General features: G+C 72.7%; 13 protein-coding genes. 4 read left to right on the forward strand and 9 right to left on the reverse strand.

Going from position 1 to position 16,123, the window contains the following annotated elements; all coding sequences use genetic code 11:
• Positions 1-33 precede the first annotated feature (33 nt).
• On the reverse strand, positions 34-990 hold the full coding sequence (locus ACZ60J_RS16475; RefSeq protein ID WP_469682501.1) for a CHAD domain-containing protein: 957 nt from the start codon (positions 988-990) through the stop codon (positions 34-36).
• Complete coding sequence (locus tag ACZ60J_RS16480) at positions 971-3,301, reverse strand: RNA degradosome polyphosphate kinase (RefSeq protein ID WP_469682502.1); 2,331 nt, start codon at positions 3,299-3,301, stop codon at positions 971-973. The genes ACZ60J_RS16475 and ACZ60J_RS16480 overlap by 20 nt, the downstream gene beginning before the upstream one ends.
• A 472-nt stretch (positions 3,302-3,773) precedes the next feature.
• On the opposite strand from ACZ60J_RS16480, the gene ACZ60J_RS16485 reads away from it, so the two are divergent.
• Entirely contained in the window at positions 3,774-4,058 is a 285-nt protein-coding gene (locus ACZ60J_RS16485) for a hypothetical protein (protein ID WP_469682504.1), read from the forward strand.
• A gap of 281 nt (positions 4,059-4,339) precedes the next feature.
• Here the strand turns inward: ACZ60J_RS16485 and mshD are convergent, their stop codons facing one another.
• Positions 4,340-5,272, reverse strand: a complete 933-nt coding sequence (gene mshD / locus ACZ60J_RS16490) for a mycothiol synthase (RefSeq protein WP_469682505.1) — start codon at positions 5,270-5,272, stop codon at positions 4,340-4,342.
• 183 nt (positions 5,273-5,455) lie between these two features.
• Here mshD and ACZ60J_RS16495 point away from each other — a divergent pair, with 183 nt between their 5' ends.
• A complete protein-coding gene (locus tag ACZ60J_RS16495; RefSeq protein ID WP_469682507.1) occupies positions 5,456-7,279 on the forward strand; it encodes a bifunctional metallophosphatase/5'-nucleotidase in 1,824 nt (607 codons plus the stop codon).
• 64 nt (positions 7,280-7,343) lie between these two features.
• Here ACZ60J_RS16495 and ACZ60J_RS16500 read toward each other — a convergent pair whose 3' ends face one another.
• Entirely contained in the window at positions 7,344-8,138 is a 795-nt protein-coding gene (locus ACZ60J_RS16500) for an alpha/beta fold hydrolase (RefSeq protein WP_469682509.1), read from the reverse strand.
• Positions 8,139-8,262: 124 nt separating this feature from the next.
• On the opposite strand from ACZ60J_RS16500, the gene ACZ60J_RS16505 reads away from it, so the two are divergent.
• Positions 8,263-8,832, forward strand: coding sequence for a TetR/AcrR family transcriptional regulator (locus tag ACZ60J_RS16505; protein ID WP_469682510.1), 570 nt, complete (start codon positions 8,263-8,265; stop codon positions 8,830-8,832).
• A gap of 76 nt (positions 8,833-8,908) precedes the next feature.
• A complete protein-coding gene (locus ACZ60J_RS16510; protein WP_469682511.1) occupies positions 8,909-9,877 on the forward strand; it encodes a phosphatidylinositol-specific phospholipase C in 969 nt (322 codons plus the stop codon).
• Here ACZ60J_RS16510 and ACZ60J_RS16515 read toward each other — a convergent pair.
• The 5 genes from ACZ60J_RS16515 to ACZ60J_RS16535 all read right to left on the reverse strand — a co-directional run bounded on the left by ACZ60J_RS16515 (position 9,857) and on the right by ACZ60J_RS16535 (position 15,656).
• On the reverse strand, positions 9,857-11,296 hold the full coding sequence (locus ACZ60J_RS16515) for a sensor histidine kinase (RefSeq protein ID WP_469682513.1): 1,440 nt from the start codon (positions 11,294-11,296) through the stop codon (positions 9,857-9,859). The genes ACZ60J_RS16510 and ACZ60J_RS16515 overlap by 21 nt on opposite strands.
• Complete coding sequence (locus ACZ60J_RS16520) at positions 11,293-12,024, reverse strand: response regulator transcription factor (RefSeq protein ID WP_469682515.1); 732 nt, start codon at positions 12,022-12,024, stop codon at positions 11,293-11,295. The genes ACZ60J_RS16515 and ACZ60J_RS16520 overlap by 4 nt, the downstream gene beginning before the upstream one ends.
• 76 nt (positions 12,025-12,100) lie before the next feature.
• Positions 12,101-13,333, reverse strand: coding sequence for a S1C family serine protease (locus tag ACZ60J_RS16525; protein WP_469682516.1), 1,233 nt, complete (start codon positions 13,331-13,333; stop codon positions 12,101-12,103).
• A 459-nt stretch (positions 13,334-13,792) separates the two neighbouring features.
• Positions 13,793-14,815: a LacI family DNA-binding transcriptional regulator gene (locus ACZ60J_RS16530; protein ID WP_469682518.1), complete on the reverse strand. Its 1,023-nt coding sequence runs from the start codon at positions 14,813-14,815 to the stop codon at positions 13,793-13,795.
• A gap of 70 nt (positions 14,816-14,885) precedes the next feature.
• Positions 14,886-15,656, reverse strand: a complete 771-nt coding sequence (locus ACZ60J_RS16535; RefSeq protein WP_243339450.1) for a response regulator transcription factor — start codon at positions 15,654-15,656, stop codon at positions 14,886-14,888.
• Positions 15,657-16,123 lie beyond the last annotated feature (467 nt).

Genomic DNA, 16,123 nt, shown 5'->3' on the forward strand with positions numbered 1-16,123 from the left:
CCGGCGCCGGAACCGCCGCCGGAACCGCCGCGGTCAGACCCCGGCGTGGCTGGAACCGGCCGGCTGCCAGATGTCCTGGAAGGTGGTGCGGGAGGCTTCGACCTCGTGGCGCTGGTCCGCGTGGAGGACGCCCAGGGCGTAGGCCGTCGCCGGGGCGATGCGGGGGGTGCGGGCCGCCGTGGCCGAGGCGGCGGCGGCTTCCGCGGCGTCCCGGTGGCGGGTCAGGGCCTCGCCCGCGACCGTCAGGCGGGCCACGTCGCCGCCCAGGGCCTCCTGGGCGTAGCGGTGGACGCGCAGCAGGCGGCGCACCTCGTTCCAGGCGCCGTCGTGGTCCGCGTCGTACGGGTGCGAGGGCGAGGGGGCCGGCAGGGCGTGCACCGCCGTGGACAGGCGGGAATGAGCCACCTCGGCGAGGGGGACCAGGACGTCGTCGACCCGGCCCCGGGCCGCCACGGGGTCCAGCGGGACCTCGGAGGCCAGCACCGCCACCGCGTCCGCGACCGCGTGGAAGCGGGAGGAGCCCAGCGCGTGCAGGGTCGCGGAGTGGGCCCGGGTGCGGGCCAGGGTGAGCTGGCGCTCCAGCAGGGCGCCGGCCCGGGCGGAGCCCACGGTCAGTGCGCCCGCCGTGCCCCGGGGGGCCGGTACCTCGGGGCTTCCCGACAGCCGCTGCAGGGCGTCCATCAGCCGCAGCAGCCGGGCCGCGTACGCGTGCTCGTCGGCCAGCGTCGCCGAGAGCCAGACCAGCTCGGTGCGCAGCGAGTCCGCCCAGGAGGAATCGGCCACCGCCCTGAACGTGGACAGGGAGCAGGAGATCCGGCGCGCAGCCCCCCGCAGGCTGCGCGCCGCCTCGCTGCCCTCGGCGCTGCCGCTCGCGGCACCCTCCTCGTGCAGGCGCAGGCCCCGCAGGAATGCGGTGGCCTGCGCACGCAGGTACGTACCGAGCACGGTGCCTGCCGTCGTCGCGGTCAGGTCATGGTTTGGCTGAGCCACGCCGGCGCCTCCGGGCGTCAATGAGCATCTCCTGAACGTGCCGCAGCGGCTGGCCTTCGCTGTCCGTGCTGTGCCGGGTCCATTCGCCGTCCGGGCCCAGGTGCCAGGAGCTGGTCTCGTCGGACATTCCGGTTTCCAGCAGCCGGTCCAGGGCCGCGCGGTGGGCCGGGTCGGCGACCCTGACCAGTGCCTCGATACGGCGGTCGAGGTTGCGGTGCATCATGTCGGCGCTGCCTATGTACACCTCGGGTTCGCCGCCGTTGCCGAAGGCGAAGACCCGGGAGTGCTCCAGGAAGCGGCCGAGGATCGAGCGGACCCGGATGTTGTCCGAGAGCCCGGGGACACCGGGGCGGATCGCGCAGATGCCGCGGACCCAGATGTCGATGGGCACGCCCGCCTGCGAGGCCCGGTAGAGGGAGTCGATGAGTGCCTCGTCGACGATGGAGTTCATCTTGAGCCGGACGTACGCGGGGCGGCCCGCCGTGTGGTGGGCGGCCTCCTTGTCGATCCGGGAGATCAGGCCGTCGCGCAGCGAGCGCGGGGCCACCAGCAGCCGGCGGTAGGTCTCGCGGCGCGAGTAGCCGGACAGCCGGTTGAAGAGGTCGGAGAGGTCCGCGCCGACCTGCGGGTCGGCGGTGAGCAGGCCGAGGTCCTCGTAGAGCCGTGCCGTCTTGGGGTGGTAGTTGCCGGTGCCGACGTGGGAGTAGCGGCGCAGCGTGTCGCCCTCCTGGCGGACGACGAGCGACAGCTTGCAGTGGGTCTTGAGGCCGACGAGGCCGTAGACGACGTGGCAGCCGGACTCTTCGAGCTTGCGGGCCCACTTGATGTTGGCCTGCTCGTCGAAGCGGGCCTTGATCTCGACGAGTACGAGGACCTGCTTGCCGGATTCGGCGGCGTCGATCAGGGCGTCCACGATCGGGGAGTCGCCGGAGGTCCGGTACAGCGTCTGCTTGATCGCCAGGACGTCCGGGTCGGCGGCGGCCTGCTCCAGGAAGGCCTGCACCGAGGTGGAGAAGGAGTCGTACGGGTGGTGCAGCAGCACGTCCCGTTCGCGCAGCGCGGCGAAGATGTCGGGTGCGGACGCGGACTCGACCTCGGCGAGGTCGCGGTGCGTGCCGGCGACGAACTTCGGGAACTTCAGCTCCGGGCGGTCCAGGGAGGCGATGCCGAAGAGGGCGGTGAGGTCGAGGGGGCCGGGGAGCGGGTACACCTCGGACGGGTTGACCTTCAGCTCCTGCACGAGCAGGTCCAGGACGCCGGGGTCGATGGACTCCTCGACCTCCAGGCGGACCGGCGGGCCGAAGCGGCGCCGCATCAGTTCCTTCTCGAGGGCCTGGAGGAGGTTCTCCGCGTCGTCCTCCTCCACTTCGAGGTCCTCGTTGCGGGTCACGCGGAACATATGGTGGGCCAGGACCTCCATGCCCGGGAAGAGCTCCTCCAGGTGCGCGGCGATGACGTCCTCCAGCGGGACGTAGCGCTGCGGGGAGGCCTCCAGGAAGCGGGAGAGGAGCGGGGGGACCTTGACCCGGGCGAAGTGGCGGTGGCCGCTGACGGGATTGCGTACGACCACGGCCAGGTTCAGGGAGAGGCCGGAGATGTACGGGAACGGGTGCGCGGGGTCCACGGCCAGCGGGGTGAGCACCGGGAAGATCTGGTTGCGGAACAGGGTGAAGAGGCGCGCCTGCTCCTTCTCGGTCAGGTCGGGCCACCGGATGAGGTGGACGCCTTCCTCGGCGAGCTGCGGGGCGATGTCCTGCTGGAAGCAGGCGGCGTGGCGGGCCATGAGCTCGCGCGAGCGGGTCCAGATGAGGTCGAGGACCTCGCGGGGCTGCAGGCCTGAGGCCGAACGGGTGGCGACGCCGGTCGCGATGCGGCGCTTGAGGCCGGCGACGCGGACCATGAAGAACTCGTCGAGGTTGCTGGCGAAGATCGCCAGGAAGTTCGCGCGCTCCAGGAGGGGCGTGGCGGGGTCCTCGGCGAGCTCCAGGACGCGCTCGTTGAAGGCGAGCCAGCTGCGTTCCCGGTCGAGGAAGCGGCCCGGGGGCAGCTCACCGGTGTCCTTCTCGTCGTAGGCGTCCAGATCCGCGTCGAGGTCCGGTTCCAGGTCGACGTGCGGGCGGTGGGCGGCTATGGACCCCAGTCGGGCGTGCGCGCCGGTCGCCGCGCGTGCGGCGACCGCCTCGGGCGTGGCGGCGCGGGCGGCGGTGGCGGCGGAGATGTCCGCGGCCGACGGTGCCGACGGGGAGGCGAACTTCTGCGGCGGCTGCTGGCTGGGGACCTCGGTGGGGGCTGCGCTGGGCTTGTGGCTCATGACTCCATTCTTCCGCGCACGCGGCAGGACAGGCGCGTCGGACGGGTCGGCCGTCAGTCGGAGTCGGGGCTGCATGCGGTCAGCTTCGCGAGCGCGCATTAATGCCCGGTTAATGGCGTATGGCTTCCAGGGTCCGGGAGGGGGTCGTCTGGTGCCGACCGGGATTGCGGGAGCCGCGGCTGCGCCGGCGGGGCGGGGGTCGTCTGGTATCGACCGGGGGCGGGGTGTCGTGGCTGAGACGGTGGTGCGGTGGCCGGCGCCGCGGCCCGGGGCGCTGCGGGCCTGCGGGCCTGCAGGTGCGTCGGGGCGGGGGGTGTTCTAGCGTCGGTAGGAGGGAGGGTGTCCTGCCGAGCCGGTCCGGTACGGGGACCGGGCCCCGGCCGTACGACGGTTGCGCGTGCTCGGCGCCGTTCCCGTGTGGTCCGGGCTCCGGTGTGGGCCGCGCGGTGGTTTCGGAGAGCAGGTGCGTCGTATGCGGACGTCGACCCGTATTGCCGGTGCGCTCGCCGGGCTGGGCCTCGCCCTCGGTGGTGTGTCCCTGGCGGCCCCGGCCGCCCACGCGGCCCCTGCGGACGTCTCGGCCTGTATCGACAAGGTCGAGCGGGAGCTGAAGGGCGGCGAGGCTCCGGCATCCGTCCGGGCGTCCTGCTTCGTCGCGGTGACCGGAGCCCAGGACGAATGCGTGAGCGGTCTGACCGAGGGTGCCGGGGTGACCAAGGCGACCGCGGAGGCCGCTTGCACGCTGGGTGCGGAGTAGTCCTCGCGGGGAGAGCGGGGCGAGCCGGGCGGGGCCGGGCCGGGCCGAATAGGGCGGGGCCGGGACGGGTCGGCGGGGCCGAGACGAGTAGGGGCGCGTAGGGCTGGGGCGAGCCGGGCCGGGCGGGCCGGGGCGAGTAGGGCCGCGCAGGGCTGGGTTGCGCCGGGTCGGCAGGGGCTGGGTTGAGCCGGGTCGGCGGGGCCGGGGCGAGTAGGGGCGCGTAGGGCTGAGGGGTGGGGTCCACCCCGGCCCGGGTTGTGTGGGGCCGGGCCGGGGGTGGGTCAGCTTTCCGTGCGGTACATCAGGTCCACCTCGTGGGTGGAGAAGCCGAGGCCCTCGTACACGGCCAGGGCCGCCGGGTTGTCGGCGTCCACGTAGAGCATCGCCGTGGGCAGGCCCTCCGCGGCGAGGTGGCGCAGGCCGATCGCGGTGAGGGCCTTGCCGAGGCCGCCGCCCTGGGAGCCGGGGCGCACTCCGAGGACGTAGACCTCGCCCAGCTGCTGCTCGGCGTGCACCTTCGTCCAGTGGAAGCCGATCAGTTCGCCGTCGCGCTCCGCGAGGAAGAAGCCCTTGGCGTCGAACCAGGGCTGCGCGATGCGGTCGTTGAGGTCCCGCTGCGTGAGCGAGCCCTGCTCGGGGTGGTGGGCGAAGGCCGCCGCGTTGACGGCCAGCCAGGCGGTGTCGTCGGAGCCGGGCACGAAGGTGCGTACGGTCACGCCCGGGGGGAGCTCCGCCTCCGGCAGCGGGGCGGAGTCGGGGCCGAGCGGGCGGCGGAGCTGGCGCAGTTCGCGGAACAGGGTCAGGCCGAGGACCTGCGCGAGGTGGCGGGCCGCCGACTTGCCGCCGTGGGCCCATACCCGGATCCGCTTGCCGGAGGCGGCCAGCAGGGCGGTGCCCAGCGCCCGTCCGTGCCCGCGCCCGCGGAGCGCGGGGTGGACGACGAGTTCGGCGGCGGGGGCCTCCACCGGGTCGGTGTCCTCCAGTTGCCCGTACGCGGTGAGGCGTCCGTCGGCGGTGAGGAGGAAGTGGCGGATCCCCGCCCGCGCTCCGCCGCGCAGCTGGAGCCGGCCCTGCTCGGACACGGCGGTGGTGCCGTCGGTGCGGGCCGCGTCCTCGATCAGGGCGAGAACGGCGTCGGCCTGTTCGTCCGTCAGTTCGTCGAGGGTCTGGATCTGCCGTCCCGGCTCCAGGGCCACTGCTGCGTCGTCAGTCATGGAACCGAGCCTACGACCACGGTGGGGGCCGGGCGGGATTGCGGCCCGGTGGGACCCGCGGACGGCCGTCCTTCTCCTGCGTGTAACCAGCTCGATACCCGGTACCCCCTGTCGCGCTACGCGCGTTGACTCTAGGCTTCGGCAGACCTCCCAAGATGTATCGCTGTCCGCAAAGGGGACCACATGTCAGCGACACCACAACGGCACCGCCGAACCCGCCGGTTGGCTTTCACCGCTCTCGCCGTGGCCACGGCCGGCGGTGCGATGATCGCCGCCGCCCTTCCGGCCGGAGCCGCGAGTGGTGACGGGTACGGCCACGACCACGGCCGCACCGTCGACGTGCAGATGCTGTCGTTCAACGACCTCCACGGCACGCTGGAGCCCCCGCAGGGTTCCTCGGGCACCGTGACCGAGCGTCAGGCCGACGGCACCACGAAGGCCATACCCGCGGGCGGTGTCGAGTACCTCGCCACGGGTCTGCGCGAGGCCCGCAAGGGCCACCGCTACTCCGTCACCGCCGCAGCCGGTGACATGATCGGCGCCAGCCCGATGGTGTCGGGCCTCTTCCACGACGAGCCGACCATCGAGGCGCTGGACGACCTCGGCCTGGACGTGAGCAGCGTCGGCAACCACGAGTTCGACGAGGGCAAGACCGAGCTGCGCCGCATGCAGTACGGCGGCTGCCACCCGGTCGAGGGCTGCTTCGAGTACGGCAAGGAGTTCGGCGGCGCCGACTTCAAGTACCTCGCGGCGAACGTGGTGGACGAGAAGACCAAGCGTCCGATGATGAGCCCGACCTACGTCTGGAAGAAGGGGGACGTGAAGATCGGCTTCATCGGCGTCACCCTGGAGGGCACGCCGGACGTCGTGACCGCCGACGGGGTCAAGGGCCTGAAGTTCGGCGACGAGGTCGAGACGATCAACAAGTACGCCGCCGAGCTGAACAAGCAGGGCGTGAAGTCGATCGTGGCGCTGATCCACGAGGGCGGCCTGCCCGCGAGCGGCGCGTACAACTACGACTGCAACGTGCCGGGTGCCGGCGCCGGGATCTCCGGTGCCATCGTCGACATCGCGAAGAACGTCTCGCCGAAGGTCGACGCCCTGGTCACCGGTCACACGCACCAGGCGTACGCGTGCAACATCCCCGACCCGGCGGGCAACCCGCGCACGGTCACCTCGGCCGCCTCGTACGGCCGGCTGTTCACGGACACCACGCTGAAGTACGACCGCCGGACCAAGGACATCGTCCGTACGCCGGTCACCGCGCCGCTGGTGGTGCAGAAGGTCGTCAACCGGGACCAGCCCAAGGCCCCGGACCTGACCGAGCTGATCCAGCGCTGGAACGCGCTGGCCGCGCCGATCGCGAACCGTCCGATGGGCTACATCTCGGCCGACATCCCGGGCCGCGGCTCCTCGGAGTACGAGAAGCCGCTCGGTGACGTGATCGCCGACGCGCAGCTGGAGGCCCTGGCCCCGGCGGCCAAGGGCGGCGCCCAGCTCGCCGTCATGAACCCGGGCGGCATCCGCTCGGACCTGGCGTACAAGGCCGGGGGTGCCGAGGGCGACGGGGTGGTGACGTACGGCGAGTCGTACACGGTCCAGCCGTTCACCAACATGATGAACGTCGTCGACCTGACCGGCGCCCAGCTGGTCACCATGCTCCAGCAGCAGGTCAGCGGCCCGGTCAACGGCCCGAGCCCGAAGATCCTGCAGATCTCCAAGGGCTTCTCCTACACCCTGGACACCACCAAGGCGGGCGCGGACCGCATCGTCGTGGACTCGGTGAAGCTGAACGGTGTGCCGCTCGACCCGGCCAAGACCTACCGCGTCGCGATGAACGAGTTCCTCGCGGGCGGCGGTGACGGCTTCACCGTCCTGAAGGAGCACAAGAACAAGCTGGTCGGCGCGTCCGACCTGGACGTCTTCAACGCCTACCTGACGGGGCACTCCTCGGCGTCCGCGCCGCTGGCCCCGCCGGTGGCGGACCGGATCACGGTCATCAAGTAACACCTGGGCGAAGGAGGGGCGGCGGGCCATCGGCCCGCCGCCCCTTCGGCGTTCCCGGGGTGCTTCAGTGTGCGTCGAGGAAGGTGCGCACGGCCTCGTGGAACTCCGAGGCGTGCGTGAACGGCAGGAAGTGGTCGCCGTCCAGGGGCGTGTACGAGGTCCCGGGCCGGCCGGTGACCATCGCGTCGGCCTGTGCCTGTGGCAGGGAGGCGCTGCGGGTGCCGTGGATGAGCAGGGCCGGGCAGGTGCTCGCGAGCCAGGCGGCCCGGTGGTCGCCGCGGCAGGCCTCGACGGAGTCGAGCATGTCCTGCGGGTGGAACGGCAGCCGCCAGCCTTCCCCGGGCAGCGGGCGCAGGGCCTGGGCCACGAACTGGGAGCCCACCGGCCCGGCGGCGTCGAGGAGTTCCTCGCGGGTGGGGGCGCGGTAGCGCATGGCCCGGAGGAAGGCCATCCAGCCGCTGTCGGCGGGGTCGATCCGCACGGCGGCTTCCGCGTTGACGAGCACCGAGATCCGGTCGGGGTGGGCGGCGGCCAGGTGGACGGCGTTGAGTCCGCCGAGGGAGTAGCCGAGGAGGGCGACGGGCTCGGTGAGGCCGAGGTGGTCGAGGAGGGCGACGGCGTCGCGGACGTAGCCGGCGCGGTCGTAGTCGGCGGCCCGGTCGGAGTCCCCGTGGCCGCGCTGGTCGGGGGCGATGACCCGCCAGGCGTCGCCCAGGGCTTCGGCGAGTGCGGCGAAGGCGAGGCCCTCGGACATGCCGCCGTGCAGGGCGAGCAGCGGGCGGCCGGGCCCGCCGAAGTCCAGGTAGGACAGGGTGCGGTCGTCGATCTTCAGCTCGTGGCGGATGGCGTCGGTCTGCATGGCGTTGCTCTCCCCGTGTGTGCTGGTCGGTGGGCCTGACGTCAGCCTGCCAGGACTTGGGCAAGCGCGCAATACGCATGTGTAGGGCGCTTGCCCAAATCTCTGGCGCGGCTACGATCCCGGCATGGGAAATCGCGAGGACCTGCTGGCCGGAGCCCGGCGCTGCCTGGAGGAGAAGGGGTACCTCCGCACGACCGTGCGCGACATCGCCTCGGCCGCGCAGGTGAGCATGGCCGCGATCGGCTACCACTTCGGCACCCGCGAGGTGCTGCTCAACCAGGCCCTCTTCGCGGCCATGGAGGAGTGGGCCGCCGGGTCGGGCCGGCTCGCCGGGCAGGGCGACACCGCGCGGGAGCGCTACGCCGACACCTGGGACCGCAAGATCCGGGACTTCGGCGAGATGCGCTGGCTGTGGACCGCCTCGGTGGAGGCCTTCGTGCACGCGCAGTCCTCGCCGGAGCTGCTCGCGGTGCTGGCCGAGGGGCAGCGGATCAACCGGCGCATGGTGGCCGCGCACTTGCGCGGAGTCCCGGTCGAGGAGGTCTCGGAGGAGGACGTACGGAGCCTCGGGTCCGTGCACATCGCCCTGCTGAGCGGGGTCATGGTGCAGTGCCTGACCGACCCGGAGCACGCCCCGGACGGCAAGTCCCTCGCCCAAGGACTGCGCGCGATGGCGGAGTTGCTCGAAGGCTGACCCCTACCCATGGGTAGTAATGCATGGCTCCGCACGCCATAATCCGGGCCACCACTGGGTCGGCAAAGGGGCGGGCATGGGCGTGGGCGCGGGCATGGGCAGCGGCACTGGCAGGGGCGCGGGTACGGGCGGGGGCGGGGGCTCGGCCACGGGGCTGCGGCGCCGCGGCTTCCTCGCGGGGGCGGCGGCCCTCGGCGGCGCGACCCTGCTCGGCGCGGGCGCCGGGACGGCCTCGGCCGCCACCAGGGCCAAGTCCGCCGCCGCACTCGGCACCCAGGACTGGATGAGCGGGCTCGCCGACTCCACCGCCCTCCAGCGGATGACCATCCCCGGCACCCACGACTCGGGCGCCACCCGGGGCGGGCTGTACGTCGCCTGCCAGAACACCTCCATCGCCGCGCAGCTCGACTCGGGGATCCGCTTCCTCGACGTGCGCTGCCGGGTGACCGGCGGATCGTTCGCGATCCACCACGGTGCGTACTACCAGAACCTGATGTTCGGCGACGTCCTCGTCGCCTGCTGGAACTTCCTCGCCGCGCACCCCTCCGAGACGGTGCTGATGCGCCTGAAGCAGGAGTACTCCGAGGAGAGCGACGCCACCTTCCGGGCCGTCTACGACGACTACCTGAACAACCGGGGCTGGAGCCCCCTGTTCAAGGTCGCGGACTCGCTCCCCACCCTCGGCCAGGTCCGCGGCAAGGTGCTGCTGCTCCCCGACAACGGCGGCCTGCCCGGCGGCCTGCGCTACGGCGACGGCAACGTCTTCGACATCCAGGACGACTACATGGCCGAGCCCTTCGCCAAGCGGGGCAAGATCGAGAACCACTTCCGCAAGGCCGCCGCGCAGCCAGGCCGGTTCTTCATGAACTACACCAGCACGGCCGCGGCCCTGCCGCCCCGCTGGAACTCCGACCGCCTCAACCCGCAGGTGCACGCCTTCGTCGACGGCTCGGAGCTGGCCGGCCGGACCGGGCTCGGGATCGTCCCGATGGACTTCCCCAACACCCGCTCCGGCCTGGTCGCCTCACTGATCCGGCACAACTGACGCCTGCGCGGGCGGCGGCGCCGGGGCGCCCGGGATGCTGAGGACCGCCTCGGTGCCCGGGCCGCCGTCCGCGGGGGCGCGCAGGGCGGCCGTGCCGCCCGCGCGCTGCACCGTACGGGCCACGATGGACAGGCCGAGGCCGCTGCCGGGCAGGGCCCGGGCGGACGGGGACCGCCAGAAGCGCTCGAAGACGTGCGGGAGGTCGTCGGCCGGGATGCCGGGACCGCGGTCCCGTACGGTCAGCTCGCCCGCGCGCAGCGACACGGTGACCGTGCTGCCCGCCGGGCTGAACTTCACCGCGTTGTCCAGGACGTTGACCACCGCCCGCTCCAGGGCCGCCGCCTCTCCGCGTACGTACCAGGGCGCCAGGTCCGAGTCGAACTCCAGCTCCGGACCGCGCAGCCGGGCCCGGGACAGGGCCGTGCCCGCGATCTCGTGCAGGGCCACCACGCCGAGGGGGCCGGGGGCGGCCGCGTCCGGGCGGGACAGCTCCTGCAGGTCCCCGATCAGCGAGGCCAGTTCCGTCATCTGCGCCTTGACCGAGGCCAGCAGCTCCTTGCGGTCCTCCGGCGGGATGGCCCGGCCGGTCTCCTCGCTGCGCGCCAGCAGCTCGATGTTGGTGCGCAGCGAGGTGAGCGGGGTGCGCAGCTCGTGCCCGGCGTCCGCGATCAGCTGGGCCTGGCGCTCCTGGGAGGAGGCGAGCGCGGCGGTCATGGAGTTGAAGGAGCGCGAGAGGCGGGCGATCTCGTCGTCGCCCTCGTCGGGGATCCGTACGGTCAGGTCCTCGGTGCGGGCGATGTGCTCGACGGCGCCGGTCAGTTCGTCGACCGGGCGCAGCCCCGTACGGGCCACCCAGAGGCCGGCGACGCCGGCGCCGAGGATGCCGACGCCGGAGACGAAGAGCAGCACCCAGGCCAGCGTGGACAGCGGCTCGGTGATGTCCGAGAGGGGTTTGGCCACCGAGATCGCGGCGTTCTGGACGTTCGGCCCGGAGGTCAGCTCGACCGGCTGGGTGTAGACGCGTACGGGCGTGCCGTCCGTGGTCTTGCCGTCGTACAGGATCGCTCCGCGCAGCCCCTTGGCCACCGCGAGGTCGTAGTCGGTGACCGGGAGGCTGTTCTTCCCGTCCACCCAGCAGTGGGCGCCCGTGGGGAGCACGATCTGCACCTGCGCGCTCAGATTGTTCTCGAAGGGCCCCGGAACCTTGTCCTGGCACCTGATCTGGTTCAGCGTCTGGCTCGCCTGCGCCTGGGCGTTGGTGGAGCGCAGCGAGCTGTTCAGCTGGTCGTTCAGCTGCGTGCGGACCATGAACCAGCTCACGCAGGCGACCGCCGCGACGGCGAGCGCCACCGCGACGGTGACCAGCAGGGCGAGACGGGAGCGGAGCGGCAGGGCGCGGAATCTGGCGGCGGGGCTCACTCCGGCCCGCTCTCGCCCGCCCGCAGCACGTAGCCCACCCCGCGCACGGTGTGCACGACGCGGGGCTCGCCCCCGGCTTCGGTCTTGCGGCGCAGGTACATCACGTACACGTCCAGGGAGTTGGAGCTGGGCTCGAAGTCGAAGCCCCACACGGTCTTGAGGATCTGCTCGCGGGTCAGGACCTGGCGCGGGTGCGCGAGGAACATCTCCAGCAGGGTGAACTCGGTACGGGTCAGCTCCACCGGGCGCCCGCCGCGGGTGACCTCGCGGGTGGCGAGGTCCATGCGCAGGTCGCCGAAGGTCAGCGCGTCCTCGGCCTCGCCGTCCCCCGGTGCGGGGGCCGCGTAGGAGCTGCGGCGCAGCAGGGCGCGGACCCGGGCGAAGAGCTCGTCCAGCTCGAACGGCTTGACCAGGTAGTCGTCGGCGCCCGCGTCGAGGCCGGTGACGCGGTCGCCGACCGTGTCGCGGGCGGTCAGCATCAGGACCGGCGTGGTGCTGCCGGCTGCGCGCAGCCGGCGGGCGGCGGTCAGGCCGTCCATCCGGGGCATCTGGATGTCCAGGATGATCAGGTCGGGGTGGTACGAGTCCGCCTGGTCGAGGGCGTCGAGTCCGTCGACGGCGGTCTGCGTGCCGTACCCCTCGAAGGCCAGGCTGCGGCGCAGGGCCTCGCGTACGGCCGGTTCGTCGTCGACGACGAGGATGCGCTGCTGGTCGCCTTCGGCGGTCATACGGGGTCCCCCCAGGTGGTGGTCGGTCTCCTACCAGGCTCGCACGGGCGGGCGGGAAGGCGGGGCGGAAGGCGGGCTAGAAGGAGGTCCCGAAACCGTTCGCGGTGTTGCCGGTGCCGCTGTCGGCGCTGTTGCCCGCACCGCCCGGGCCGCCCTTGCGGAGGGAGGGGAGGTCGGCCTTGATGGTGTTGACGGGGATGGCGAAGCCGAGGCCGACGCTGCCGGCGGAGCCGCTGCCGCTGGAGGGGGAGTAGATCGCGGAGGGCATGCCCACGATCTCGCCGTTCATGTTGACCAGCGCGCCGCCGGAGTTGCCCGGGTTGAGGGAGGCGTCGGTCTGGATGGCCTTGTACGAGGTGGTGTCCGTGCCGGTGTTCCCGTTGAACTGCTGGCCGCCGTAGGAGAAGGGGAAGCCGTCCTGGGGGGACTGCTGCTTCTGCTCCGACTTCGGGACGTTCACCTCGCGGTTGAGCGCGGAGACGATGCCGCTGGTGACCGTGCCGGTGAGGCGGTCGGGGGAGCCGATGGCGACGACCTCGTCGCCGACCTTGACGTTGTCGGAGTTGCCGAGGCTGGCGGGCTTGAGGCCGCTCGCGCCTTCCAGCTTGATGAGGGCGAGGTCCTTGTCCGGGTCCGTGCCGACGATCTTCGCGTTGTACTTCTTGCCGTCGCTCATCGTCACCTGGATCTGGCTCGCGCCGTCGATCACGTGGTTGTTGGTGACGATCTCGCCGTCGGCGGTGATCACGACGCCGGAGCCGGTGCCCTGGCCGGAGCCGGTGCGGGTGTCGATGCGGACGACGGAGGGGCTGACGTTCTCGGCGACGCCGGCGACCGTGCCGTTGCTCGACTGGGAGATGTTGTTGCCGCTGAAGCCGCCGCCGGTGCCGTGGTTCTTGTTCAGCATCTGCTGGACGGCGGCCGCCGTTCCGCCGCCGACGACGGCGGCCGCGAGGGCCACGGCGGCGAGGAGGGCGACCGGGCGCTTGGCGCGGGCGCGGCCGTGGCCCTGCGGGGCGGGGGCTGCCGGGGCGGCCTCGCCCCAGGTGGCCCAGCCGCCGTTGCCGTTGCCGCCGTTGCCGCCGGCGTGGTGCTGGGGGACGGTCTCGCCCTGGATGACGGGGGGCGTGTGGGCCTCGTGCCAGCCGGGGGCCGGGGCGGCCGGGGGGTAGGCGGGCGGCGGCGGGTACGCGGCCTCCTGCGCGAGCCGGTCACGTCCGCGCTGCCAGTCCTCGCCCCAGGGGGCGGCGGGCTGCGTGGGGCGGTTTTCCTGGGGGTACTCGCCTTCGCGGCGGAGGTTCTCGGTCATGGGTATGACTCTGTCCGCCGATGATGAGAGCTTCCTGAGTCCCCGCTGAGAAGCCCGACAGAACCGTGTATGCCCGATATAAGGCCGAGCCGGCCGGGTGGGCGGGTGCGGGTGGGTCGGCCCTGCGGGGCGAAGTCCCCTACCCGCCCTTCGCCCGTTCCCCGGGGCTGTGCCCCGGACCCCCTGGGGCTGTGCCCCGGACCCCCTGGGGCTGTGCCCCGGACCCCCTGGGGCTGTGCCCCGGACCCCCTGGGGCTGTGCCCCGGACCCCCCGGGGCTGTGCCCCGGACCCCCTGGGGCTTGTGCCCCGGCCCCCCGGGGTTGTGCCCCGGACCCCCTGGGGCTTGCGCCCCGGACCCCGGGGCTCAGACGCCGGCGGGCCGGCTACGCCCGCACGCGTGAGCCGACGCCCGGGTACGGCGCCGCGCGCGGGGGACGGGTCAGGAGAGCGGCCAGCGCCTAGCGGCAGCCGCAGCTGCGGCGGATGACCAGGGCCGAGGGGAACTGCTTGAGGCGTTCGCGGCGGGAGCCCGCCACGCGCAGGCCGTCGTCCAGGACGAGGTCCACCGCCGCGCGGGCCATCGCCGGGCGGTCCGAGGCGACGGTGGTCAGGGGCGGGTCCGTGAGGGCCGCCTCCTTCACGTCGTCGAAGCCGGCCACGGCCAGGTCGCCGGGGACGTCGATGCGCAGCTCGCGCGCGGCGCGCAGGACGCCGATCGCCTGGTCGTCGGTGGCGCAGAAGATCGCCGTCGGCCGGTCCGGCTTGGCGAGGACCTCCAGGGCGACCTTGTACGCGTCGTAGCGGTTGTACGGGGCCTCGATGATCCGGCCCTCGGTCGAGCGGCCGGCCTCCTGCATGGCCCGGCGCCAGCCCTCGACGTGGTCGGCCACGGGGTCGCCCACGGACGGGGTGTTCTCGATGCCGCCGATGCAGGCGACGTACGCGTGCCCGTGCTCCAGGAGGTGCCGGGTGGCGAGCTGCGCGCCGCCGATGTCGTCGGTGACGACGGCGACGTCGTCGATGGCCTCGGGGCGCTCGTGGAGGAGGACCACGCGGGCGTCCCAGGCCTCGATCTCGGAGGCTGCCTGCTCGCTCATGCCCTGGCTGACCAGGATCAGGCCGGAGACCCGCATCCCGAGGAAGGCCCGCAGGTAGTGGACCTCGCGCTCGGTGCGGTAGTCGGAGTTGCCGACCAGCACCATCTTTCCGCGCTCGGCGGCGGCCTGCTCGACCGCGTGCGCCATCTCCGCGAAGAACGGCTGGCGGGCATCGGGGACGATCATGCCTATGAGGTCGGTGCGGCGCGAGGCCATCGCCTGCGCGACCCGGTCCGGGCGGTAGCCCAGTTCCTTGATCGCGGCGAGGACACGCTCGCGCGTGGCCGGGGCAACCGGCCTGGGTCCGTTGTTGATGACGTAGCTCACGACGGCGGTAGAAGTTCCCGCAAGTCGTGCCACGTCATCCCGCGTCACCTTGGCCACGCGCGGAAGTCTACGCGGGGTGACCTACCTCTGGGCAGGGCGTCCGGAGGAGGTCGTTCCCGCGGGCTCCCTAGTCCATCCGGGTGAGTGCCGCGGCGGCCCGCGCGGAGGCCTCGGCCGCCGCCTTCGTCGCCGCCTGCGCGGCCGCTTCCGCCGCCGCCCGTTCCACCTTCTCCGGGGTGACGAAGCGGTACCCGACGTTGCGGACGGTACCGATCAGCGACTCGTGCTCGGGCCCGAGTTTCGCGCGCAGTCGCCGTACGTGCACGTCGACGGTGCGGGTGCCGCCGAAGTAGTCGTAGCCCCAGACCTCCTGGAGGAGCTGCGCACGGGTGAAAACCCGGCCCGGGTGCTGGGCGAGGTACTTCAGGAGCTCGAACTCCTTGAAGGTCAGGTCCAGGACCCGGCCCTTCAGCTTCGCCGAGTACGTCGCCTCGTCGACCGACAGGTCGCCGTTGCGGATCTCCATCGGGGAGTCGTCCGAGCCGAGCTGCTGGCGGCCGGTGGCCAGGCGCAGCCGCGCTTCGACCTCGGCCGGTCCCGCGGTGTCGAGGAGGACGTCGTCGATGCCCCAGTCGGCGGTGACGGCCGCGAGGCCGCCCTCGGTGACGACGAGGATCAGCGGGCAGCCGGGTCCCGTGGAGCGCAGCAGCTGGCACAGCGACCGCACCTGGGGGAGGTCGCGGCGGCCGTCGACGAGGATCACGTCGGCGCCCGGGGTGTCCACGAGGGCGGGGCCCTCGGCCGGGGCCACCCGGACGCTGTGGAGCAGCAGGCCGAGGGCCGGCAGGACCTCGGTCGAGGGCTGGAGGGCGTTGGTCAGGAGCAGGAGTGAGCTCATGCCCGACCACCCGCCCGGGTCGAGCGGGGGTGCTGGTGGTGTGCGTGCGCAGGTGCGTGCGCCTGTACCTCTGCCCGCACCTGCACTTGCACGACGGTTCGCTGGTCCATCACGTCGGTTCCTCCTCGGTCCCGTCGAGGACGTTCGCGGCACTGCTTCGTACGGCTTGCCTGGTATCCGTCCGGTCCCCGCGCCCTGAGGTCCGGATGGATACCACTGTTCTCGGTCCGTTCAACGTGCTGAAAGCACAAAAGGACCCGGGGGCTACGTTGCCCGGATCCTCACGCCAGCAGAATAGCCCACCCTCCCCGGCCGGGCCGAGGCTTCGAACCTTCCACTTCTGTGGTTCCCACCACCCCCGGGACCTGCATATGAACCGGTTTCACCGGATCGGCGGACCCCCTGAGGGCCGCCCGGGCGCACGCGGGGCGCGCGGAGGCACGCCGGGATCGGGCGCGGGAGGGGTC

This window comes from Streptomyces sp. NPDC104226 (genome assembly GCF_055584085.1).

Coding starts and splice junctions, on each gene's coding strand:
- ACZ60J_RS16510 (WP_469682511.1), top strand. CDS start 8,909: ATGGGCGTGGGCGCGGGCATGGGCAGCGGCACTGGCAGGGGCGCGGGT.
- ACZ60J_RS16500 (WP_469682509.1), bottom strand. CDS start 8,138: ATGCAGACCGACGCCATCCGCCACGAGCTGAAGATCGACGACCGCACC.
- ACZ60J_RS16520 (WP_469682515.1), bottom strand. CDS start 12,024: ATGACCGCCGAAGGCGACCAGCAGCGCATCCTCGTCGTCGACGACGAA.
- ACZ60J_RS16485 (WP_469682504.1), top strand. CDS start 3,774: ATGCGGACGTCGACCCGTATTGCCGGTGCGCTCGCCGGGCTGGGCCTC.
- ACZ60J_RS16525 (WP_469682516.1), bottom strand. CDS start 13,333: ATGACCGAGAACCTCCGCCGCGAAGGCGAGTACCCCCAGGAAAACCGC.
- ACZ60J_RS16505 (WP_469682510.1), top strand. CDS start 8,263: ATGGGAAATCGCGAGGACCTGCTGGCCGGAGCCCGGCGCTGCCTGGAG.
- mshD (WP_469682505.1), bottom strand. CDS start 5,272: ATGACTGACGACGCAGCAGTGGCCCTGGAGCCGGGACGGCAGATCCAG.
- ACZ60J_RS16480 (WP_469682502.1), bottom strand. CDS start 3,301: ATGAGCCACAAGCCCAGCGCAGCCCCCACCGAGGTCCCCAGCCAGCAG.
- ACZ60J_RS16495 (WP_469682507.1), top strand. CDS start 5,456: ATGTCAGCGACACCACAACGGCACCGCCGAACCCGCCGGTTGGCTTTC.
- ACZ60J_RS16535 (WP_243339450.1), bottom strand. CDS start 15,656: ATGAGCTCACTCCTGCTCCTGACCAACGCCCTCCAGCCCTCGACCGAG.